Raw genomic sequence first — 24,979 nt, forward strand, 5'->3', positions numbered from 1 at the left:
TTAACAAAGACAAATATATAAAAATATTGCAATTTTGCCCTAAAATAGTGAGTTTGTAACGATTTTAAATTATTTCTAAATCCTTTCCAACTTTAACAAAAGCGGCAATAGCTTTATCCAATTGTTGCTGTGAATGTGCTGCAGAAAGTTGTACTCTTATCCTTGCTTTTCCTTTTGGAACAACTGGATAGAAAAACCCTATGACGTAGATACCTTCTTCGAGCAATTTATTGGCCATTGTTTGAGCAAGTTTCGCGTCGTACAACATTACAGGAACAATAGCAGAATCACCATCGATGATATCAAACCCAGCATCATTCATTTTCTCTTTAAAATATTTAGTATTCCAATCTAACTTATCTCTTAAGCTTGTATCATTCTTAAGCATATCAAACACCTTAATAGATGCACCAACAATAGCAGGTGCCAATGAATTTGAAAACAAATATGGTCTTGATCGCTGTCTAAGTATTTCGATGATTTCTTTTTTTGCCGTAGTATATCCACCCATTGCACCACCCATTGCTTTTCCTAAGGTCCCGGTGATGATGTCTATTCTTCCAAGAACACCTTTTTCTTCTAAGGTCCCAATACCCGATTCACCGATAAAACCTGTCGCATGACATTCATCGATCATGACCAGAGCATCATATTTATCTGCTAAATCACAAATTTTATCTAGTGGTGCAACCAAACCATCCATTGAGAAGACACCATCGGTTACGATAACTTTATGTCTTGCCCCATTTTTATTGGCTTCAATTAGTTGTTGCTCTAAATCTACCATATCATTATTTTGATATCTGTATCTGGCAGCTTTACATAACCTTACACCATCAATAATTGAAGCATGATTTAATGAATCAGAAATGATAGCGTCTTCCTTCCCCAACAGTGGTTCGAAAACACCGCCATTTGCGTCAAAGGCAGCGGCATACAAAATAGTATCTTCAGTACCATAAAAGTCTGCAATTTTTTGCTCTAATTCTTTGTGAATATCTTGAGTACCACAAATAAACCGTACAGAGGACATTCCAAATCCATGAGTATCTAATGTTTCTTTAGCGGCTTTTACAACTTCTGGGTGTGAAGAAAGACCTAGATAATTATTTGCACAAAAGTTGAGTACTTTTTCACCTGTATTTAAGGTAATTTCTGAACCTTGAGGTGATGTTATTATTCGTTCTTCCTTAAATAAACCAGCCTCTTTTATATCCTGTATTTCGTTTTGTAAAAATGCTTTAATAGCTCCGTACATAGTTCTTATTTTTTATTTTGCCAAAGATACGTGCATTAGACTAGACTTCCATTACTTCAACCTCATCATTTATATAAACTAAATATTTCTTGTCTGTTACAAGGTTCATTTTATGGATTACGGTCTCATAGTCCTTCAATTGATTAATATATTCAGGCTTATGTGCACCTGTTTTGTAGTCTAATATCGTGACTTCATTCTTGGAATTTATGTTTAATCGATCTGGCCTCAATTGTTTGCCAGAATCTAAAATGATATCTTTTTCGTTATAAATTGTATAGTCATCGGTAAACAGCGACTTTAGTTTTTCGTGCTCAATAATTGCCATTATAATATTGAAAAGTGGTTCTTTCATTGTGCTATTAATATCACCTTTAAGCGTCAACTCTTCCATTGCCAGTGAGATATCTTGTTTTGTCTTTATTTTAGACATTAGATTATGAATTAAATTTCCTTTTTCTATTGCTAATTTTTGTTTGGTATCCCAAAGCATACCCGATTTTGTAATGATTTTTAAATTATTGTTTTCTTTCCTTGATGAGGGTAAAGAAAGTGGTACTTGAGCTACCTTTTCTTCATTTTGAGGTGTTATCGGTTTACTTTCTGAAACTCCAAATTCATATTCTTTTTTATCTGGTGTAAGTAAATCTTTGGATTTTAAATAGGAAAGAAAAAATCCGGAGTACGTCTTCGGATTTGGCTCGCCTTTCGAATAATCTTCTTTAGAAATAATATATAATTGATCTGTAGGCCTGGTTAAGGCCACATAAAGTAAATTTATATGGTCAAGTTCTAATTGAGATTGACGTTGGCTAAAAATATCAGCTCCAATTTCTCCATAATATTCAATTTCCTTATTATAATTTAGAAGTAACGCATTAAAGTTGTTGTATTCTTCGGGAGAAAGAGGATACCAAATTTTAGGATCGAGTTCTTTATAAATATCTAATTCTGCAAAAGGAAAAATAACAATTGGAAATTCTAATCCTTTCGACTTATGAATGGTCATTATTTTAACAGCCTCTAAATTTTGAGGCGTAGATATGCTAAGCTTGTGCTTGCGTTGCTCATAGTAATCTATAAACTGTGATATATTAGTATTTTGTTTCTGCGTATACTCCAATACGAAATCTAAATAGAATTGCAGAAACGCATCTGAATTTTCATTTAGGCTAAATATCCTGATTATTTCTTCAATAAGTTCGTATAGTGGTAATTGTAGCAACCTATACACATCGATATGGAATCCTAAATCTGAAATTTTACTCATACAATCGTGAAAATGATCTTTTATATATGCTTTGAAAAATAAGTGCGTGTCTTCAGTTTTAATTTTTTGGCAGAGATATTTTAACAGCTCAGCTTGAAGTTCTTTATTTTGTGGTTGTACGAGTAATTTTATAAAATTATTTATGAAGCATACCTCGGGTGAATTTGAAATCAACAGTGTTTCTGATGAGGTAATGTCTATATTGTTTTGAGCAAGGAAATCGGATATAAGCACTCCTTCTTTGTGTCTTCTAACTAATACACATATATCGCTCAGGCTGTAACCCTTATTTAAGCAATTTTGTACAGTCTTCAAAACACTTTCGGCGTAAAGTAGCGCCTTCTCTGATTCATCAGAATTATCAATGAAACTCAAATTTACATAGCCTAATTTATCACTAGAACATTTTTGGGTAGCATTATTATAAATTTTAGAATGACTATCATCTGATAAGATGTTTGAACCAACAAAATCAAAAAATGAATTATTAAATTCAATTATTGTTTTACTGCTTCTATAATTGGTGTCTAGATTATCTATAGTTGGTTTTATCTGAAATGGATTTGCTGTCGCATTACAAAGATTTATAAATTGTTCGACCTTGCCACCGCGCCATCTGTAAATGGCCTGTTTTGCGTCACCTACAAGTAATAAAGATCCATTAGTCGCTGAGAGCGCATTGTCAATTAAAGGTGTCAGATTTTCCCATTGCATTACCGAGGTATCCTGAAATTCGTCAATGAAATAGTGTTTAAATTTTTCACCCAAGCGTTCATAAATAAATGGTGTTGGTTGTCCTTTGATTTGTTGACTTATCAGCGTATTAAATTCTGATATCAGAAGTTTATTTTGATCGGTTTTTATCGCATCCAATTCCTTCTTAATTAAGCTAAGAACAGATAGAGGCACAAGATTTTTATAAAATCCTTTATGTAATTTCAAATCAAAATATAGATCTCTTGTTTGATTAAACAGATGGATAAATTGAGGTTTTAATGAATCTAAAGTAGCTTTTACATGGTCTGAAGTAGATTTTTCTGGGTAAAGAGGTTTGTCTTCAATATTTAAAATCCAAGATGTTCCAAAATCCATGTTTAGGTTCAAATTAGAAACCTTTAAAAAATAGTTTGGGAGATAGGCCCTTTTCCCACCAGTGAAATCTGTAAAGTCAAGATTGTTTTTTTCAATTAGCGCATATGCCTCGTTAGCATATTCTACTAACTGAGTTTCAATACTCTTGATTTTAGCCTGGAGTAACTTTTTTAGTGCTTTAAAATCAGACTGTGATTTGTCCTTAATCCAATTAACCACCTCAAGATGATTCTCGTTGGTTAATAATTTTGATATATTGTAAAAATCAAAACTAATGTCCCAACTTTTATCATTCTCTGTTTTTTCGATTGCAAAGTCAATTAAAGGGCGTGTGAGTTCATTATTTTTCCCAGTTTGATTTATTAAACTATCAACGGCTTCGGTAAGCAAGCGCTCTTCGTCTAGTTCAACTTCAAAATTTGAGGGCAATTGAAGATCTTTTGAGAAAGTTCTAATGATCCTATGTGTAAAGCCATCTATGGTCGAAATGTCAAAGGCGCCATAGTTGTGAATTATGTGCCAAAGAATATTTTTAGATTTTAATTGAAGATCTTCAGGTGTTATACCTGTTTCTTCACAAATCATCAAAAACATGGCATGCCGATCACTTAAGGGCATATTTTCTAAGAAGGTTCTCAGCATATCAATGATTCTATTTTTCATCTCGCCAACCGCTTTGTTTGTGAAGGTGATTGCAAGGAGATTTTTAAAGAATAGTGGATTGTCAGAACTGAGAAGTAGCTTTAAATAAGCCTTAGTAAGCGTAAAGGTTTTACCGCTTCCGGCCGAGGCATTGTATATGTTGAAAGCAGATCTTTGCAAAAGATAAATTTTATACCAAAATAGGGAATCTTAATAATTTATTTAGATTTTCTTGACTCCATTATTGTAATTTTGTGATTATTGAAACATTAACTTAAAACCAAATAATTATGGCTTTTGAATTACCAAAATTAAAATATGCATATGATGCTTTAGAGCCACATATTGATGCTCGTACAATGGAGATTCATCACTCTAAACATCACAACGGATATACAACTAAATTAAATGGAGCAATAGATGGAACAGATCTTGAAGGGAAATCTATTGAAGACATTCTTACAAATCTAGACATGTCTAACGGTGCAGTTAGAAATAATGGAGGTGGCTTTTACAACCACAGTTTATTTTGGGATGTTTTGAATCCTGAAGATAGAGGTTATTTATCAGGAGAATTAAAAGATGCTATAGAAGCTGAATTCGGATCAAAAGATGCTTTTATTGAAGCTTTTAGTAAAGCTGCAGCAACACAATTTGGTTCTGGTTGGGCTTGGTTGTGTGTGCACAAAGGAGGTAAAGTAGAGGTATGTTCTACTCCTAACCAAGACAATCCTTTAATGCCAGGAGTATCTTGTGGTGGCACACCTATTTTAGGATTAGATGTTTGGGAGCATGCTTATTACTTGAACTATCAAAACAGAAGACCAGATTACATTGCGGCATTCTTTAATGTTATTAATTGGAATGAAGTAGAAAGACGATACGCTGAGGCAAAGTAGTACTGTAATAAATAAATTAATCAACCCAAGCCATTTAGGTTTGGGTTTTTTTGTGTTTAAAATTCAGGAATGAATATGGCACATTATTAAATGAAAAAAGGTGAACAGAGAGTTCACCTTTTTTGCCCCAAATCTACCATAAACTTAACCTACTTATGTTATGGTGATTCAAATATAAGCGGCCTATTTTCTAACAAATGAATTTATTGGATAAACGACCTAAATTTTAGTCTAAGAGTGGAATGGGATGAGTTTGTTTACATATGTTAATAAAAAAACGAAGCTAAGATTAGAAATCCTCTTCGTTCGTTCTTCAATTGATTTCATAAAAAAAGGTGAACACTGTTCACCTTTTTTTGCCCCAAATCTACCATGAACTTAACCTACTTATGTTATGGTAGCTTAAATGTAATTTTAATTTGTTAATATGAGGTAAATATTGGATGAAATGCACAAAACATAGATAAAGTACCTATTTTATCGGATAAAACGGTGATTTTGTCGAATTTTAGTATGCACGTTCCTTATTGCCCTCAAAGAAGTTTATGAAGGCTTTGTTTACTACTCTATTACCTCCAGGTGTAGGATAGTTTCCTGTAAAATACCAATCTCCTAAATTATCAGGACATGCTTTATGCAAGTTTTCTACAGGTTGAAAAATAATTTTAACCTCGGCCTTAACATCCTCATCACTTAATAGCTCTGAAATTTTATCAGAAATTTCCTCATCAGTGAATCTATCATATATTTCTTTTACGTAATTCTTAACGCTACTATCCTTTAGACCAACTTGACTAAGACATTTTTTATAAACTTCTTCTACTAAGTTATATTGATTAGTGTCTTTTAATAACTCTAAGGCCGCCCTAAAAGCTACTAGACTTTCAAGATTAGCCATATCAATACCATAACAATCAGGGTATCTAATTTGCGGCGCAGATGAAACAACTACTATTTTTTTCGGATTCAGTCGATCCATCATTTTAATGATACTCTTTTTTAGAGTTGTTCCACGAACAATACTATCATCAATAATTACTAGGTTGTCACTTGGTTTAATGACACCATAGGTTACATCGTAAACGTGGGCAACTAAATCATCCCTGCTGCTATCCTCAGTGATGAAGGTTCTGAGTTTAACATCTTTAATGGCTATTTTCTCAATTCTAGGTCTTTCTGAAAGTATTTCTTCAACTTTATCCGCTGATAAATTGCGTTTACCACTAAGAATTATTTTCGTCTTTTCTCGATTTAGATGTTCTTCGACAGTATCAATCATTCCGAAAAATGAGGTTTCAGCTGTGTTAGGAATAAATGAAAATACGGTATTCTTAGTATCATTATTAATGGCCTCTAAAACTTTTGGCATTAAAAGCCTACCAAGCTCTTTTCGTTCTTGATATATTTCTGCGTCGCTACCTCTCGAAAAATAAATACGCTCAAAAGAACAAGCTTTTCGTTCTAATGGTTCTAGGATCTTTTTAATTTCTGTTTTACCAGACTTTTTTGTGATTATCGCATGCCCTGGATCGAGTTCAATCACTTCTTCAAATGGAACATTAAAAACAGTTTGAATAACTGGGCGCTCAGAAGCAACTACTACTACTTCGTCATCCTTATAGTAATACGCTGGTCTTATACCTGCTGGGTCTCTTAAAACAAAAGAATCACCATGACCCAAAAGGCCTGCCATAGCATAACCACCGTCCCAATTTTTGGCTGCGCGCTTCAGGATTTTACCAACTTTTAATCGCTCAGCAATTAACGGTGAACATTCTATTTTGGAGTATCCTTCTTTTTTTAGGTCCTTATATACTTTTCCAACGGCATCATCCAAAAAGTGACCTATTTTTTCCATCACAGTAATGGTATCTGCTTTTTCTTTTGGATGTTGACCAATTTCTACAAGGTTATCAAATAATTCGTTAACATTGGTCATATTAAAATTACCTGCAACAATTAAGTTTCTGTGCATCCAATTGTTTTGTCTTAAAAATGGATGTACACTTTCTACACTGTTCTTACCGAACGTTCCGTAACGGACATGTCCTAGTAAAAGTTCTCCAATGTACGGGATGTTCTTTTTTTGTTGAGCAACATTATTTTGGTAATCTGGATTATTGCTTAATTCTGTATTAATTCGCTCATTTATCTGGGAGAATATATCTTGGATGGGTTGCTGAGCAATGGATCTCACTCGACTTATATAACGTTCTCCAGGGCTTGTATCTAATTTAATACTTGCAAAACCAGCACCATCTTGTCCTCTATTGTGCTGTTTTTCCATCATTAGATACATTTTATTTACACCATAAAACGCACTACCATATTTTTCTTTGTAGTACTCTAATGGTTTTAAAAGTCGTATAAGTGCTATACCACACTCATGTTTTATTGCATCACTCATTATATGTAATAAAAAACGCGCTCTAATTTGAGCGCGCTAAGTTACGTTAATTCTATATCAAATTGCGTTAGACTCTTAAATTGGTCTAGTCGTCTATAAACCTCGTTATCATTTAAATTTTGCATACGCTCAGTTCCAAATTTTTCAACACAGAAGGAAGCCAAGGTCGATCCGTAGATGACAGCTGTTTTCATGTTTTCGAAAGAATAGTCTCCAGTCTTTGTTAAGTATCCAACAAATCCTCCAGCAAACGTATCGCCTGCACCTGTGGGATCAAACACCTCCTCAAGTGGTAAAGCTGGTGCATAGAATACACTATCATCATGAAACAATAAGGCGCCATGCTCACCTTTTTTAATTACGACAAACTTTGGTCCCATAGCATGTATTTTTCTTGCAGCCACAACTAATGAATATTCACCGGTTAGTTGTCTTGCCTCCTCATCATTAATGGTAATGACATCTACATGTTTAATGGTCTGGTGTAATTCTTCAAGTGCACAATCCATCCAAAAGTTCATTGTATCTAATACAACAAGTTTAGGTTTTTGTGTCATTTGATTTAAAACACTCATCTGAGTAGATGGATGCAAGTTTCCTAGCATTACAACTTCTGCATCTTTAAAGTGTTCAGGCACCTTTGGTTCAAAATGTTCTAAAACATTCAGTTCTGTTACTAAGGTATCACGTGAATTCATATCATTGTGATATTTACCACTCCAAAAGAAAGTTTTTCCATCAGGAACTATTTCAATACCTGACACGTCAATATTTTGTTGGGATAGATAGTCTAAATAGTCTTGTGGAAAGTCACCACCAACAATAGAAACTACAGAAGAATCTATATTAAATTTTGATGCTGCTAATCCAATAAATGTTCCAGCACCACCTAGGATTTTATCGGTCTTACCAAAAGGTGTTTCTATGGCGTCAAAAGCTACAGTACCGACAATCACTAATTTGCTCATCAATGTGTGTTTAATTAGGTTGCAAATTTAAACAAAATATATTCCTTGTGAAATTCATATAGTCGTTGAATATACCATTTACTTTCGTCCAAAATCTGCTGGTATTTCTCCCCAGGCTTTTGTCTCCCATTTTACTATTGTAGTGTTGTATTCGTTAGTCATTAACCATTTTAAAGCACGATCGACCAAATCAAACAGAATCTCGTTTTTATCAGTCCTTTTTAATTTAGAATTGCAAGTTTTCTTTTTAACCCAACTCATAGCTGTTTTTGAATCTGTATAAATAATTCTATCGCTATTATGTTGTTTTAAAAATGCTAACCCATGGACAATAGCTAAAAACTCACCAATGTTATTTGTTCCATCTTCAAATGGACCTTGTGCGAAAAGCTGATTTTTATTCTTAGTATCAACACCACGATATTCCATTTTACCTGGGTTACCACTTACTGCTGCATCTACACATATTGAATTTGTATTAGGTTGCCCAATTTTTTTAAGTTGTTCTTGGGACAATTCGCTTTTAAAGGCTTTGTTTTTACCTATATACTCCTTAGGACCTTCCTTATAGGCACGCTTGGCAGCATCAAATGTTGAAAATGATTTGTACTGAGCACCTTTAAAATCCTTAATTTGAGCTTTGCAATCATCCCATGTTTCAAAAACACCAGTATTGTGACCTTTCCAAACTGTGTAGTATTTTTTTTTGGATTTAGCCATTAAGTAAATCTTTTACTACTCGCGGGAAATGCAGCATTTCCAATTCGTGAATTTTAGAAGCTACATCTTCTGCTGTATCTGTTGGTTCAATGTCACAACTTGCCTGAAAAATTATCGCACCCTCATCATAGTTTTCATTCACATAATGAATGGTTATGCCGGATTCTTTTTCTTTGTTATCTACGACTGCATGATGAACATGCATGCCGTACATTCCTTTTCCTCCATACTTAGGGAGTAGAGCAGGATGAACGTTAATGACTTTATTCTCAAAGTGATTAAGTATAAATTCTGGGAACTTCCATAAAAATCCTGCTAGTATAATAAGATCAGGTTTTTGTAACTTTAAGATATTAAGGACATCATTAGATTTTGAAAAGGCCATGCGATTAAAGGATAATGCGCTAATATTTAGTCGTTTACACCTTTCGAGGACTTTGGCACGAGGATTGTTTGTCAAAACCTGAGTAACGGATACATTATTATCGTTGTGAAAAAACTTAATTAAATTTTCAGCATTTGAGCCACTACCGGACGCAAAGATTACAACACGTTTCATATACTACTTTCGATGTACCATTATTCAGAACAAAAAAAAGAATAATAATTAACAATTAGACCCAAATAAATAAAGGTTATGCCTATTTTTTTTAACATGCTATACATTTTAACTGTAAAAATGTATTTTAAAATAAAGTTTTTTATTTTTGCGGTCTAATTAAAACTTAAAATTAAAACATTATGTCAGACATTGCATCAAGAGTAAAAGCGATAATCGTAGACAAATTAGGTGTTGATGAAAACGAAGTTGTAGCAGAAGCTAGCTTTACAAATGATTTAGGAGCAGACTCGTTAGACACTGTAGAATTAATAATGGAATTCGAAAAAGAATTTGACATTCAAATCCCAGATGATCAAGCTGAAAATATTGCAACAGTTGGTCAAGCTATTTCTTACATAGAAGAAGCAAAATAATAACGATTTTATGGAATTAAAGCGAGTTGTTGTTACTGGTTTAGGTGCACTTACACCTATTGGCAATACCAAGGATGAATATTGGGATGCGCTAATAAGTGGTAAAAGTGGTGCGGCACCCATTACACATTTTGATGCTGAAAAGTTCAAAACTCAGTTCGCTTGTGAAGTAAAAAACTTTGAAGTTAACGACTTTATTGACAGGAAGTTAGCAAGAAAAATGGACAAGTTTTCGCAATATGCGATGGTAGCTTCAGATGAAGCAATTGCAGATTCAAAACTTGATCTTGATTCTTTAAACAAATATAGGGTAGGTGTAATTTGGGGAGCCGGAATAGGTGGTTTAAAGACATTTCAGGATGAGGTGTTAAATTATGCTGCTGGTGATGGTACACCACGTTTTAATCCCTTCTTTATTCCTAAAATGATCGCTGATATAGCACCTGGAAATATTTCCATAAAATATGGATTTATGGGTCCTAATTATACAACGGTCTCTGCATGTGCATCTTCTGCTAATTCAATGATCGATGCTTTAAACACTATTCGTTTAGGACATTGTGATGTTGTAATTACTGGTGGAAGTGAAGCTGCGGTTACAATTGCTGGTATGGGTGGTTTTAATGCTATGCACGCCATGAGTACAAGAAACGAAAGCCCTGAAACAGCTTCGAGACCTTTTGACGCTAACCGTGATGGTTTTGTGTTAGGTGAAGGTGCTGGGTCTATTGTTTTAGAGGAATATGAACATGCAAAAGCTAGAGGAGCCAAGATCTATGCCGAAGTTGTAGGTGGAGGTTTATCTTCAGATGCGTATCATATGACAGCTCCACATCCTGATGGAATTGGTGTTGTTGCAGTAATGAAGAATTGTTTAGAGAATGCCGGATTAAATCCTGAAGATGTAGATCATATAAATACGCACGGAACGTCTACACCATTGGGTGACGTTGCCGAATTAAAAGCTATATCTGAAGTATTTGGCAGTCATGCTAAAAACATAAATATTAATTCCACTAAATCCATGACAGGCCATTTATTAGGTGCTGCTGGTGCGATTGAAGCTATTGCTTCAATTCTTGCGCTTGAGAATGGAATTATACCTCCTACGATAAATCATTCTACTGTAGATGAAAATATCGATCCGGAATTAAATTTAACGCTCAATAAAGCTCAGAAAAGAGACATTAAAGTAGCAATGAGTAATACATTTGGATTTGGCGGACACAACGCTTGTGTATTATTTAAAAAAATAGATTAAATCCCGAATGAGTTTCATTCGTAACATATTAAATTCCCGCTCTGACAAAGACGGGAATTTTTTTTTGGAACTTAAAAGTATCCTTGGGTATAAACCAAAGTCTAAAAACCTCTATATAAAGGCTTTTACGCATCGTTCGATGAACATTAAGGATAAAAAGGGTAATGCCATAAATTATGAGCGCTTAGAATTTGTTGGTGATGCCATGCTAAGTTCTGTAATTGCCGCGTATTTATATGAACAAGTACCTCATGGAGATGAGGGTTACCTCACCAAAATGCGTTCTAAAGTAGTTAGTAGAGAACACTTAAATGAATTAGGGAAGGATTTAAAATTAATAGACCTAGTTCAAAGTAAAATTCCTAAAAATAATTTCGGAAATAATATCCACGGAAACCTATTTGAGGCCTTAGTGGGCGCAATATATTTAGATAAAGGATATAAAATCTGTGAACGCTTTATTTATAACCGTGTCATAAATCCATATGTAGATATTGAAACGCTAGAGGGTAAAGTAATAAGCTATAAAAGTTTGCTGATTGAATGGTGTCAGAAAGAAAAAAATACTTTTGATTATGAAGTATATGAAGATACCGGTAAAGATGAATTAAAACACTTTTCTGTTCGTTTGAGTATTAATGGTAAAGTGGTTTCTAAGGCAAGAGCGACTTCTAAAAAGAAGGCAGAAGAAAAAGCTTCAAAACGTGCCTTTTTTGCTTTCCAGAAACAGATGACAAAGCACATCTAACATCCTTTTTTTAGTAAATCCTAATCGCATAAACTAAAACGTTTTCGTAATATTATTGGGTTAAGATTAGCGAAAAGTTAATCTATTTAACCTATTAAAATCCTATATTTACAGCCTAAGGTTGTGCATATATGGCTTTACATAAATTACATGTAGATGATTTTGAAGACGACGCATATAAACTTATTGCTGTGCACTGCAGTTTAGAAGATTATCGTCTGGCCTATTTGCTTAATAAAAATTTAGAGTTGCAACTGCAACGAAAACCAGAAGATCTCGATTATAAATACTTGGAGTCGTCGTATAGCATTTTTGAATGGAAAAACGATAACGAATACGTGACATGGAATTTAATATCTAATGTTTGTAAGCGAGAGGAAGTCAGTTTATCAAGTACAGGCACCTTGTTTCAAAATAACAATAAGGTGCTAACAACATTTCATTTAATTTCAGAATATAAAACTGTAGATTATTTTATTAAGATTTCTGAAGAGACAACACACTTAAATGAAAAAGTATTACTAAATAAACTACAACGAATTCCTCAAATAATTACGAGCTATTCAATAGACCCCTTAAAACTAAAATCAAAAAACCATTTAATTTTTTGAATTGATGCCAAACAAAAAGACAAAAATAGTAGCGACACTAGGTCCAGCAACAAGTAAAAAAGAAACTTTACAGAAAATGCTGGAAGCTGGTGCAAATGTGTTTAGAATAAATTTCTCTCATGCCGACTATGAAGATATAAGAGAACGCATTAAAATGATAAGAGAATTGAATGATGAGTTCGGATTTAATGCTGCAATATTAGCCGATTTACAAGGCCCTAAATTACGTGTTGGTGTGATGAAGGGTGAAGTGATTGTTAATGAAGGCGATGAAATCATATTTGCTACTGGAGAACGATTTGAAGGCACCAAAGAACGTGTCTATATGACCTATGATAATTTCCCTCAAGATGCAAAACCTGGTGAACGTATATTATTGGACGATGGAAAGTTAATCTTTGAGGTGGTTTCAACTGATAAAAAGAGTGAAGTTAAGGCACGCGTTATTCAGGGGGGCCCACTTAAATCAAAGAAAGGGGTGAATCTGCCAAATACAAACATTTCACAACCAGCATTAACAGAGAAAGACATTGAAGATGCTATTTTTGCCATAGGTCAAGAAGTAGATTGGATAGCTTTATCATTTGTTAGACATGCTGAAGACCTCATGCAATTAGAAGAATTAATAAAAGAGCATTCGAGTTATAAAATTCCGATCATTGCAAAGATTGAGAAGCCTGAGGCAGTAGAGAATATAGATAAAATTGTTGCCTATTGTGACGGACTTATGGTTGCACGTGGGGACTTAGGTGTAGAAATACCAGCAGAGGAAGTACCATTAATTCAGAAAAAATTGGTCTTACGCGCTAAGCGTGCTCGTATACCTGTAATCATTGCTACACAAATGATGGAAACAATGATCACAAGTTTAACACCTACTAGAGCAGAAGTAAATGATGTTGCCAATTCGGTGATGGATGGTGCCGATGCAGTAATGCTTTCAGGAGAAACATCTGTAGGACAGTATCCAGTGGAGGTTATTCAGCAAATGTCTAATATTATTAGAAGTGTTGAGGATTCTCACTTAATAGAGGTGCCTCAATCACCACCTCATATTCGTACTAAGCGTTATATCACAAAGGCTATTTGTTACCATGCTGCTAATATGGCAAATGAAATAAATGCTAAAGCCATCTCTACATTAACTAATAGTGGTTATACAGCATTTCAGATTTCTGCATGGCGACCTGCAGCTCACATTTTGGTATTTACATCTAACAAGCGGATTTTAACACAACTCAATTTACTTTGGGGTGTTAAAGCATTTTATTATGATAAGTATGTAAGTACTGATGAAACCATCGAAGATGTGAATGCTATCGCTTGTAAAAAGGGTTACTTAGATGTTGGTGATATGCTTATTAGCTTAGCTGCAATGCCAATTAAAGATAGAGGTATGGTAAATACTTTACGTGTTACAGAGATTGAAAGTTGTAGTTTTTAGTTAGCTTAGAAATCAAACTTTAATTGTACACTTACTGATTTTTCTTCAGCCTTAAGACTGTTTTTTGATTCTGATTTATCTGTATTTAAATTAGAAAGTGAAATGCCTAATAATCGTACAGAATTTTTTAATCGCTCTTGATATAGTAAGTCCTTTGCGTTCTCTAGAATTATAGATTTATCATTAATGAAATAAGGAAGTGTTTTACTTCGTGTCTGTAATGTAAAGTCGCTATACTTAATCTTTAAGGTAATTGTCTTACCAGAGACATTTGTATGTGTTAAACGCCTAGAAACCTCCTCAGCTATATGCTCTAGCTTTTCTAGCATAAAAATCTCTGAGGATAGATTTTCACTAAATGTACGTTCTGCAGCCAAGGATTTTCTTATTCTATTGGGCTTTACTTCACTATTATGTATTCCTCTAACAATGTAATAATAGTGCTTACCAGACTTACCGAAATTTTCTTCGAGATATTCAAGGCTTTTATCTTTTAGGTCTTTACCTGTAAAAATTCCTTTTTGGTACATTTTCTCAGCAGTAACTTTGCCGACACCATAGAATTTTCTAATATCTAAATCTTCTAAAAACTGGAGAACATCCTCTGGATTAACTGTTTTTTGGCCATTTGGTTTGTTATAATCACTAGCAATTTTTGCAACAAATTTATTTATAGAAATACCTGCAGATGCTGTTAGTCCGATTTCATCGGCAATGCGCTGTCTTATTTTTTGAGCAATTAAAGTAGCGCTTGGGAGTCCAATTTTATTTTCTGTAACATCTAAGTAGGCTTCATCTAAGGATAATGGCTCTACTAAATCTGTGTAGTCTAAGAATATAGATCTTATTTGAGTAGATATTTCTTTATACCGATCGAAACGATGTTTTACAAAAATCAACTCAGGGCAGAGCTTTTCAGCTAGACGACCAGACATAGCGCTTTTAACACCATACTTACGTGCTTCGTAACTAGCTGCACTAATTACACCTCGAGCGCTTCCACCACCTACTGCAATGGGTTTACCTATTAATGATGGATTGTCCATTTGCTCAACTGAGGCATAAAAGGCATCCATATCAACATGAATTATTTTTCTAATTGGTAATTCGTCAGGCATAGTGTAAATTTACGTAATACCATGATAGAAATAGAGCGTAAATTTTTAGTCAGTTCAGAGGCGTTTAAATCTAAAGCCATTCGAAGCTATAGCATAAAACAAGGGTTTTTAAACTCGCACCCAAATCGTACTGTTAGAATTAGAATACTTGATGATAAAGGTATTCTCACAGTTAAAGGAAAGTCATCTATTGATGGATTATCGCGTTTTGAGTGGGAAAAGATAATATCTTATAATGAAGCAATTAATCTCTTAGATTTATGTGAAGAGGGCATTATTGATAAGCAACGTTACGAGATCAAAGCAGGAGAACACATTTATGAAGTCGATGAGTTTTTTGGAGATAATGAAGGATTGATAGTTGCTGAATTAGAATTAAAGTCAGTTGATGAAGAATTTATAAAACCAAAATGGCTCGGAGATGAAATCACAGGTGATATAAAATATTATAATTCTAAATTGAGTAATAATCCATATAAAAACTGGAAATCATGAAGAAATATTTGTCCATTATTCTAATTGTGAGCTCTATTTTTTGTTGCAATAATCAATCATCAAAAACAGATCAGGAGGAATCAACTGATTCAATGATGGAGACTCTAAAATCTACAAAAGTCCAGATCGAGGCGTTAAAGGAAAGTGGTTTTCAGATTTTTGATTATGTAGATGAAAAAACACAGGATACTGTGATAATGCAACAGTATTTCATTGCTTTTTTAAAAAAAGGACCTGTTAGAAACCAGAATGAAGTAGAAGCCAGTAAATTACAAGAGGAGCATCTTGCACATTTAAGTAAAATGTATGAAATGGGATATGCTGATATCTCTGGACCCTTTGGTGATGATGGAGATATTAGAGGTATAACAATATATAACGTCCCTAATATGAAGATGGCGGATAGTCTTGCTAATGCTGATCCAATGGTAAAGGCTGGGAGGCTGGTTATTGAGATACATCCATGGTGGGCTGCAAAAGGCTATCCATTACGATAAAAAAAAGCTCTGAAATTATTCAGAGCTTTTTTAGTATTTAAATATTATGAGATTTATTGTTGCTGCGGTCCACCACTAACAATTATAAATTCTGAGCGTCTGTTTTCTTGGTGTTGTTCTTCAGTACAACGGCCACCACAATCAACCTTTAATTCAGATTCACCCTTACCTTCAGCAGTAATTCTAGATTCATCGATACCTTTAGAAATAACATACTGAACTGTAGATTTAGCTCTACGTTCTGATAATCTGTTGTTATACGATGCTGGTCCACGTGTATCGGTATGCGAAGTCGCATTCACAACTAAATCTGGATATTTGTTCATAATTTGAACTAATTTATCCAATTCAAATGCCGCTTGTGCAGTAATATTAGATTTATCAAAATCGAAGAAAATTGGTTGTAATTCAATTTTATCTTCAACAATTAATTTTTCAATTGGATCTAATGATATTTGAACTGCTAGTTCCTCTTCGTTGGTACCATTAACAGTCGCTTTTTTACTGTCATATTCCTCCATAGAAACTTCCAGTTCAAAATCTTGCTCACATTCTACAATAAATTCTGAAAGTCCTTCAGCATTTGTCATTTTTGTAGACACCTTGTTGCCTTCTGAATCAATAAGTGATACTGAGGCACCATTTATTGGCTGGCGTGTTTTGTCGTCTAAAACAGTCGCCATTACTAAAACATCACATAATGGTTGAAGCTTTTTAAACGCATAAACATCATCACTCCCTTTACCACCATCTCTGTTAGAAGACACAAATCCTTCTTCAACTTCTTCATTGATTGTGAATGCGAAGTCATCTGCATTACTATTGATAGGGATTCCTACATTTCTTATAGGCGCAACCTTACCATCAATTTCCTTAGTGAAGAAAACATCCATACCACCTAAACCAAGGTGGCCATTAGATGAGAAATAAAGAGTACCATTACTGCTTATGTAAGGGAACATCTCTTGCCCTTCTGTATTTACTTTTTGACCAAGGTTCTGTGGCTCACCTAAAGAACCATCATCATTTATACTGGCCTTGTAAATATCAAAATTACCATATCCACCTGGCATATTTGATGCAAAGTAAATGGTCTTACCATCAGCACTTACAGACGGATTTTTAACTGAGTAGTTCTCACTATTAATAGAAAGACTTTCTACCGTATCCCAGTCAGATCCTAATTTAGTTGCTTTAAATAAATAAAGCTGGCTGTATCTTACTTTAGAAATAGAGTCTTTTTCAAAGTCCTTTTCAAAATAACTTTCTCTAGAGAAATACATGGTCTTACCATCTGGAGTAAAAGTTACTAGCCCTTCATGGTATCTTGTATTTATTTTATCGTTCATTAAAGTGGCACTTTGATAAGACCCATCAGAATTCTTAGACAAGCTATAAATATCTAGAAAAGGCTCTTGGTTCCAACCATAAGTCTTACGATTGTCATTTCTACTAGAGGCAATATATAATTTACCGCCATTCATTGTACCTCCAAAGTCTGACTGCTCCGAGTTAAAATCTGCATTCTGAACATTGAACTTTTTACCTTGTTCTAATATCTTTGGTAAATAGTTTGGATTTTTTCTGAATGCTGTAGAACGATCATCAGATGGTCTCATAGAAGCAAACTTTTCCATTTGCTGATTAGAGGCATCATATTTACCGTTTGCTTTAAGCATTTCAGAATACTTATAAATCATTTCTGGGTCACTTGATGACTCTAAAGCCTTAGCATACCATCTTTCAGCCTCAACAGTGTTAAATACATTATAATAACATTCAGCTAACTGGCCATAAACGTAAGCATCGCCTTTACCCTTTTCAATGAGTTTGTTATAGCTTTCTGCCGCTTTTACAAACTCAAATTGTGCAAATTGCTTATCAGCCTTTTTTGTGTCTTTAGTCTGAGCAGTTAAGCATAAACTACTCATCAACGTAAATAATAATAGTGTTTTTAAGTTTTTCATTTTGTTTAGCTTAACTGATTAGAAATATCTTGGTGAACGTGAAACTTTTTTCTGGAAATTGAGATCAAACAATATCATAACCTCGTGAGATGCTGGTGCAAAAGCATTAATCTCAGAAGAAACGGCATCATAAGCATATCCAATTCTCAATGCTGGTGAGATGGCAAAATTTACCAATCCAGAAAACGAATCATCTAATCTGTAAGATGCTCCAATTTCAAACTTTTTGTAAAATCTTGCATTCAAGTTAACATCAAAAGAGGTTGGTGCATCAAACGCTGATTTTACCATAAAAGATGGCTTTAATTCTGTGTTTGGAGATAAATCAAACACGTAACCACCAGTTAGAAAATAATGTTGCGTTTCTGATCCTATTTTATTCCCATTGGCATCTAGATGTACCGACGACAAAAAGTTAGGAACCGATAAAGACAGATAATATTTATTTGTGTAATAAAAGAATCCTGCACCAAAATTTGGTGTTGTTTCATTAATACCGATACCAAAGAATGGATCATTTGCATCAATAACTGAGACATTATTACTCGTTAAATTTATATCATGGAATGTAGCACCAGCTTTAACTCCAAATGCTAATCTGTGATCACCACCAAGGTTTAATGTGTAAGAAACATCAACATAGGCATTGGTCTCCTTTACAGGACCAATCTGGTCGGCAATTACCGAAAGCCCCATTCCTACATTATTACCTACAGGGAGATGACCAAAGAAAGTACCTGTTTCTGGGCCACCGTCGATTTTAGTCCATTGATTTCTATATATTAATCCGAATGACAAATTCTCTCTAGAACCTGCATATGCTGGATTAATAACATTCATATTATACATGTACTGTGTGTACTGTGGGTCTTGTTGCCCATACATTTGAAATGCTAAGAGCAGAACCGCTATAATAGTGAGTTTTTTCATTATAATAAGTTGATTCAGTTAGTTGATTATCTATTAATGTAAATCCATCCAGTTTTAGACTTACTACCACCTTCATATACCATTGTATAGAAATAGGTTCCTACTGGTAATTCTTCACCATCATTAGTCTGTCCTACCCATTCGTTAGAATAGTTAGATTTAGAATACACTAATGTTCCATTTCTATTAAAGATTTCAAGACGTGTTACATCAAAATATCTTAGGTCAAAAGTATCGTTAAGTCCTACTGACACACCTGGTGAAATACCTTGTGGAATTGCACAGTTTTCGATTTCTGTTACAATAATGTTAGATATTGTATTTGAACATCCAGTGGCATTGAATGTGATTCTCGCTGAATAGTCACCTTCTTCAAATGCTTCATAAGACGTTCCATTTGCTCCAGAAATATCATTATCATTTAATACCCATTGAATTGTAACATCTGAAGTATTAAAGCCTTGTGGTATCAATGTAAGTACAACACCAGATTCTGCTGCTGGACATAATAAGAACTCACCAGTATCTTCATCATAGTAGAATACATCTGTTGAAATTGAGCCTAATGGAACCACATTAACAACCAAGTTAAATGATGTAGTCACATAACATCCAGTAAGTGAATTTTCCGCTCTAACATAAATAGTAGCGTCACCACTTGAATATGGACTTGCAATGGCTCCCGTTCCAGCATCTGCATCTGCCTGTGTAGCATGATAACTAACAGTAACATCTGGATCTGTAGTAACTTCAGAATCAATTGATGTTAAATCAAAATCTGTTATGCCGTCGACTGAACCGTCTATATCATCACAAACTACAAAATCAGCAGGCTGATTAATAACAGGGATGGCTAATACAGTTAGTTCTACTTCAGACAATTGTCTACAGCCTAAGTATCCATTATTAAATGCATCAGTATCTTCTATTCTAATTACAAGTGTTTCACCTGCTGTATCATAAGGAGAACTAACTGCATTTATCGCTTGGTTTGCGTCAGCTGTATTGGTGTAATAGGTTATTGTGAAATCATCACCATATCCTAATGAATCAGAGAATGCATCCAAGTCAAAAGAAGCTGTTCCATCACTTTCTGGCCCATCACACACTTCGAATGTTTGTGGGTCTAAGGCATCTGGATCATTATACATATTAATCACGACAAACTCAGAGAAAGCATCTGCCGCACATTGGTCATCAAAGGCTTGTACTTGATAGAGATCAGATTCAGTAACAACAAGCGTATCTGTTGTTTCTCCATCGATCACAAATCCGTTTTTATACCAAACGTATGAATCTGCAAATGGCGAATCTGCAATAATTGTTACAGTATCGAATCCACATACAGAAGCTTCAACTGGAGTACTAGGATCTGAATCTGTATCAACAAAAACTACCTCGTTACTTGTAATTTCAGCTGAAATTTCTGCTTCAATTGTACCATCACCAGTATTACCCACATTAGTTTGCTCAATAGAAATTACACCTGCACCATTTGAGAAGTTAGTCACTAATAGTACATAGATTTCACCTTCAAGGGCATTGTCAATGGTAAGGTTTTCAATTGGCGCAGCAGAATAACTACAGTCAATAATATTACCGAATGGGTAGAATCCATTGTCTGGGTTGTTTGAGAACGGGCATGTAGGACAATCTACAAGTTCTATTTCGGAACAACCTTGCTCTAAGGATGTAAATGGACCCCAAATTGCGAAGTCAACGTCTAATCCTGGCTCACCACCATCTTGAACACCATTATTGTTGTTATCTTGCCATTGAACAATTTCAATTTCGATTAATCCAGATTCTCCAATTTGGATAATATTCCAAGATGGATTAGGAACAGTTCCTAAACAAGCCACATCTGTTGGATCAGGAAGACCAACAATATTTGATCCTACAAGTGCACCACCAAGCGAACAGAAATTCTCTGCGTTATCACATATTACATTTGTTGGTGCTTCTCTAATACATAAATCAAATGTGGAAGTTTCCAAGTTGCTACCTGCACTAAATACACGCACATAGTATGTGTTGCCTACTACTAAAGAAGGTGTGATACTAGATGTTTGCGTAGAACAATATAATTCCGTTAAACTACCACAAGACCCTTCATATACAGCATGGTCTAAGTTGGTAGTACCACCTTGAATGTTATTTAATGAAATAAATTCAACTTCATCTAAAGCTGTAAACTCAAACCAAACATCATCATTTGGATCACCAGCACAAGAACCTGGATCCACGCCAGATGGTGTTGCTGCCAAAATTGTTCCTGGAGTTACTTGTTCACATAAGTCATTATTATTTACAACCGCAATTGTTGCAGTATCACATTCATCATTATCTGGAGGACAAGCCAACACTGTAAAGTTCTCACTACTTATAATACAATTGTTGTCTTGCTCATTCATTACAAATACTTTAACTGTACTACCAAATGGGAACGGTCCAGCTTGGACTATTCCAACAGCCGTTGCTTGAACAGTAGTTGCATCGAGGTTATTTGAAATTTCAAGTGAAGTTGCATCACCTAAACTTGTTACGTCAACGTCAATAAAGAACTGATCATTATCACAATCTGGTACAGTCGTAAATGTAGCTTCTGGTAAGGTACATGTAAGTTCAATAACATTAACTGTAAAGTCTAATGTAACTCCCCAAGATCCATTATAACATGGATTTGGAGTTGCTTGACCAGAGTCTGCTGTACCAATACGCATTCTGTGTTCACCTAAAGGTGCTGTTGCTGGCATAACAAATGATGCATCTAATGTTGTTGGATTGGCATTTGTAGATTCACCTGAGAATACTAATTCTGAAGCATCAAATACCAGATCATCATTAAAATCAATCCAAATGTTTGTGTCATAAGTAAATCCAGTTGCAAATGAAACTTCTACAGTAGTATTTACACCTTGAAAAACATTAACAACAGGTGATGTTTGATTTTCATACGTTACATCGCCTAAACTTGGGAAGTCAACAATGCCTATAGTTACATTCGTAACACCTTGACCATCATTACTTGTTGGTATAGATTCACAATATCCAGTAAAGAACTGACTTGGTCCAGACCAAGAACTTAAATTACTCGGATCACATTCTGCTTGTACATACCATTCATATAAAGTATCGGATAATAGTCCAGTAATTACATAAGGGTTAGTAACACCGTTAACAACTGTACCTGTACCTTGTGTGAATCCTGCAGGACCATACTCGATATTCCATACCGTTGATGTACCTGCTTCTGTCCACGCTACTTCAGTTGAAGTCAATGATAAGTTAGTAGAGGTTAAATCTGTTGGTTCCGGACATGTTGGAATATTTCTTACTTGGAAATTATCCACAAACACATCAACATCTTCAGGATCGTTAACAGTTCCTTCAGATCCTAAAATTCCAAATTGAACTATCTGACCACTGTAAGCTGTTAAATCCACAACAGGATGTATACCTGGAATTGGAACTACAGAAGAATTATCATAAAGTAATAATTCTATCCATGTAGTACCACCGTCATTAGTCATTAATAATTGAACTGTATCGTCAGATCCTAAAGTTCCGGCTACTGTACTACTATTCCAATTGGTAATAGCGAAATCAAATTCTACTTGGAAAGGCCCACCTGTTAAATCAAATTGAGGTGAGATAATCCAATCGCTTTTACCAGTTGAGAATAAATTAATCTTGTAGGCACCATCACCTGTTCCGACATTTAAGAATTCATCTGCAACCCAAGAACCAGCACCTAAATCAGTTGGTCCAGTTGTTGCGTCACCATTACTTGCTTCGTCCCAACAATCTGGAATAATCGTTGTAAAGTCTTCTAAATAATCTGGTACAAAGATGTCACAAAGCGTAGTAAATGTTGCTGGTCCTGTCCATGAACTTAAATCACCACCACAATCAGATTGAACATAAACGTCATAAGATGTAATGGCACTTAATCCTGTAGCGATGTATGGATTAGTAACATTTGTTGCTGTTGGTGTTCCCGTAGGTGTGTCTCCAGCAGGAACAATTTCAATATTCCAAATCGTAGATGTTCCTGATTCAGTCCAAGAAACCTCTGCACCATCAGGCGTTGGATTAGAAACAACTAAATCTGTAGGCTCAGGACATGATGGAATATTTCTTACTTGAAAATTATCTACAAATACATCTACATCTTCTGGATCGTTCACTGTTCCTTCAGTTGCATAAATTGCGAACTGCACCGTTTCCCCACTATTAGCTGTTAAATCAACAACTGGATGGATGCCTGGAATTGGCACCACAGATGTACTATCGTAAGATAATAAAGTAGTCCAAGTAGCACCATTGTCATTTGACATTAAGAAAATAACTTCGTCGTCAGAACCAAGTGTACCTGCGACAGTACTACTATTCCAATTTGTAATTGCGAAGTCAAACTCTACTTGGAAAGGCCCACCTGTTAAATCAAACTGAGGCGATATAATCCAATCACTTTTTCCAGTTGTAAATAGATTGATTTTATATGCACCATCACCAGTACCAATATTTAAGAATTCATCTGGAGTCCACGAACCAGCGCCAAAATTTGAAGGGCCTGTTGTTGGATCTCCATCATCTGCTTCATCCCAACAATCAGGTATTATAGTTGTAAAGTCTTCGAGATAATCTGGTACAAAAACATCACATAACGTTTCAAAAGTTAATGGTCCTGCAAATGCACTTAGTTCAGTACCACAATCGGCTTGTACATATACATCATAACTTGTTACAGCCATTAAACCCATTGCAGTAAAAGGATTAGAAACACCTGTTGCTGTTGGAGTCCCTGTAGGTGTGTCACCTGAAGGTACAATTTCGATATTCCACACTGTAGCTGTTCCATTTTCTGTCCATGAGATTTGAGCCTCACTTGAAGTAACACCACTCGCTACTAAATCACCAGGTGTAGCACATGCTTGTGTAATACCTCCTAAAATAACATTAGGAAGCGTATCATCTATGTTGCTTGCAGTTGGTGGAGCAGCAGGATCTGGATTTGTAAAATCACTGAAATAAGAGATTGTGCGATTGGTCGCAACTGCTGAATTGAAGAAATCATCTCCAAAAGAGTCATAACCAGCACTATTTTCTTCAACAGCAATAATTAAATTATCAGTGCCATTATAAGTAAAAGGCGTATCAAGTGTAATGGTTACCCATCCTTCTATGCCTGGTGTAACTGTTATACCACCAGCATAAACTTGAGTTAGCGAAGTTAACGGTTCCCAGTCGTCGGTAGTAGCAAACTCAGTTCTTGTAGATTCAGCCATGTAGATAACTAAATCTTGACTATTTGCTAGGTCAGACGTCCCACTGTAATACCACTGAATATCTGTAATATCACCAGATGCATTAATTTCTGAAGCTAGATATACCGATTGGGCATATGAATACCCATAGTATGCTTCAAAAGGCGCATTTTCACCTTGTAAATTTCCAGTACCAATAGTAACCTGTGCATTGATTTGGAAAAGGACTAAAAAAAGTGAAAATAGTAGTAGTGTACTTTTTTTCATTATTAATTTGGTTTTTTGGTAATTAAGTAACCCCTTGTAATAAGTTGATTACAAAGGAGTTGAAATGTTTTATTAAATGGTGGGGCTTTAGATGACAAAAATTCCGGTGGTTGTCCGAAATTTCGATATCCACTCGAATA

General features: G+C 34.9%; 18 protein-coding genes. 8 read left to right on the plus strand and 10 right to left on the minus strand.

Features of this window, described 5'->3' with window-relative positions:
• Positions 1–64: 64 nt before the first annotated feature.
• Entirely contained in the window at positions 65–1,258 is a 1,194-nt protein-coding gene (kbl, locus tag ACRHOC_RS03600; RefSeq protein ID WP_431157169.1) for a glycine C-acetyltransferase, read from the minus strand.
• Positions 1,259–1,298: 40 nt separating this feature from the next.
• Positions 1,299–4,442, minus strand: coding sequence for a UvrD-helicase domain-containing protein (locus tag ACRHOC_RS03605; protein ID WP_431157170.1), 3,144 nt, complete (start codon positions 4,440–4,442; stop codon positions 1,299–1,301).
• A 110-nt stretch (positions 4,443–4,552) separates the two neighbouring features.
• Between ACRHOC_RS03605 and ACRHOC_RS03610 the strand changes: the two genes are divergently transcribed.
• Positions 4,553–5,161 (plus strand): superoxide dismutase, encoded by a 609-nt coding sequence (locus ACRHOC_RS03610; RefSeq protein WP_431157172.1) that lies wholly within the window; start codon positions 4,553–4,555, stop codon positions 5,159–5,161.
• Positions 5,162–5,669: 508 nt separating this feature from the next.
• Here ACRHOC_RS03610 and ACRHOC_RS03615 read toward each other — a convergent pair.
• The 4 genes from ACRHOC_RS03615 to ACRHOC_RS03630 all read right to left on the minus strand — a co-directional run bounded on the left by ACRHOC_RS03615 (position 5,670) and on the right by ACRHOC_RS03630 (position 9,815).
• Positions 5,670–7,568 carry an amidophosphoribosyltransferase gene (locus ACRHOC_RS03615; protein ID WP_431157174.1) on the minus strand — a complete coding sequence of 633 codons (1,899 nt, stop codon included), beginning with the start codon at positions 7,566–7,568 and terminating at the stop codon, positions 5,670–5,672.
• 41 nt (positions 7,569–7,609) lie between these two features.
• A complete protein-coding gene (locus tag ACRHOC_RS03620) occupies positions 7,610–8,536 on the minus strand; it encodes a PfkB family carbohydrate kinase (protein WP_431157175.1) in 927 nt (308 codons plus the stop codon).
• A 78-nt stretch (positions 8,537–8,614) separates the two neighbouring features.
• Positions 8,615–9,256, minus strand: a complete 642-nt coding sequence (locus ACRHOC_RS03625; RefSeq protein ID WP_431157176.1) for a viroplasmin family protein — start codon at positions 9,254–9,256, stop codon at positions 8,615–8,617.
• Positions 9,249–9,815: a phosphoribosylglycinamide formyltransferase gene (locus ACRHOC_RS03630; RefSeq protein WP_431157178.1), complete on the minus strand. Its 567-nt coding sequence runs from the start codon at positions 9,813–9,815 to the stop codon at positions 9,249–9,251. The genes ACRHOC_RS03625 and ACRHOC_RS03630 overlap by 8 nt, the downstream gene beginning before the upstream one ends.
• Before the next feature lie 182 nt (positions 9,816–9,997).
• Here ACRHOC_RS03630 and ACRHOC_RS03635 point away from each other — a divergent pair, with 182 nt between their 5' ends.
• The 5 genes from ACRHOC_RS03635 (at position 9,998) to pyk (ending at position 14,295) form a co-directional block, all read left to right on the plus strand.
• Entirely contained in the window at positions 9,998–10,231 is a 234-nt protein-coding gene (locus tag ACRHOC_RS03635) for an acyl carrier protein (RefSeq protein ID WP_009778413.1), read from the plus strand.
• Positions 10,232–10,241: 10 nt separating this feature from the next.
• The gene (gene fabF, locus ACRHOC_RS03640) at positions 10,242–11,492 is read left to right on the plus strand and encodes a beta-ketoacyl-ACP synthase II (protein ID WP_431157180.1); all 1,251 of its coding nucleotides are present in this window, start codon (positions 10,242–10,244) and stop codon (positions 11,490–11,492) included.
• Positions 11,493–11,499: 7 nt separating this feature from the next.
• Positions 11,500–12,240: a ribonuclease III gene (gene rnc / locus ACRHOC_RS03645; protein ID WP_431157182.1), complete on the plus strand. Its 741-nt coding sequence runs from the start codon at positions 11,500–11,502 to the stop codon at positions 12,238–12,240.
• A gap of 131 nt (positions 12,241–12,371) precedes the next feature.
• Positions 12,372–12,851: an IPExxxVDY family protein gene (locus tag ACRHOC_RS03650; RefSeq protein WP_431157184.1), complete on the plus strand. Its 480-nt coding sequence runs from the start codon at positions 12,372–12,374 to the stop codon at positions 12,849–12,851.
• 4 nt (positions 12,852–12,855) lie between these two features.
• Positions 12,856–14,295, plus strand: coding sequence for a pyruvate kinase (pyk, locus tag ACRHOC_RS03655; RefSeq protein ID WP_431157185.1), 1,440 nt, complete (start codon positions 12,856–12,858; stop codon positions 14,293–14,295).
• A gap of 5 nt (positions 14,296–14,300) precedes the next feature.
• Here pyk and dinB read toward each other — a convergent pair whose 3' ends face one another.
• Positions 14,301–15,413, minus strand: a complete 1,113-nt coding sequence (gene dinB / locus ACRHOC_RS03660) for a DNA polymerase IV (protein WP_431157186.1) — start codon at positions 15,411–15,413, stop codon at positions 14,301–14,303.
• Positions 15,414–15,434: 21 nt separating this feature from the next.
• On the opposite strand from dinB, the gene ACRHOC_RS03665 reads away from it, so the two are divergent.
• Both ACRHOC_RS03665 and ACRHOC_RS03670 read left to right on the plus strand, forming a co-directional pair.
• On the plus strand, positions 15,435–15,908 hold the full coding sequence (locus tag ACRHOC_RS03665; protein WP_431157187.1) for a CYTH domain-containing protein: 474 nt from the start codon (positions 15,435–15,437) through the stop codon (positions 15,906–15,908).
• Positions 15,905–16,405 carry a YciI family protein gene (locus ACRHOC_RS03670; protein WP_431157188.1) on the plus strand — a complete coding sequence of 167 codons (501 nt, stop codon included), beginning with the start codon at positions 15,905–15,907 and terminating at the stop codon, positions 16,403–16,405. Before ACRHOC_RS03665 ends, ACRHOC_RS03670 begins: the two co-directional genes overlap by 4 nt.
• Before the next feature lie 53 nt (positions 16,406–16,458).
• Here the strand turns inward: ACRHOC_RS03670 and ACRHOC_RS03675 are convergent, their stop codons facing one another.
• Genes ACRHOC_RS03675 through ACRHOC_RS03685 form a run of 3 tightly spaced genes read right to left on the minus strand, consistent with a single transcriptional unit; the run spans position 16,459 to position 24,839 of the window.
• Positions 16,459–18,372 (minus strand): OmpA family protein, encoded by a 1,914-nt coding sequence (locus tag ACRHOC_RS03675; protein ID WP_431157189.1) that lies wholly within the window; start codon positions 18,370–18,372, stop codon positions 16,459–16,461.
• A gap of 18 nt (positions 18,373–18,390) precedes the next feature.
• The gene (locus ACRHOC_RS03680; RefSeq protein WP_431157191.1) at positions 18,391–19,302 is read right to left on the minus strand and encodes a PorP/SprF family type IX secretion system membrane protein; all 912 of its coding nucleotides are present in this window, start codon (positions 19,300–19,302) and stop codon (positions 18,391–18,393) included.
• A gap of 26 nt (positions 19,303–19,328) precedes the next feature.
• On the minus strand, positions 19,329–24,839 hold the full coding sequence (locus ACRHOC_RS03685; RefSeq protein WP_431157192.1) for a gliding motility-associated C-terminal domain-containing protein: 5,511 nt from the start codon (positions 24,837–24,839) through the stop codon (positions 19,329–19,331).
• Between the last annotated feature and the right edge of the window lie 140 nt (positions 24,840–24,979).

The organism is Winogradskyella poriferorum (assembly GCF_050618035.1).
In the GTDB taxonomy this organism is placed as follows: Bacteria; Bacteroidota; Bacteroidia; order Flavobacteriales; family Flavobacteriaceae; genus Winogradskyella; species Winogradskyella poriferorum_A.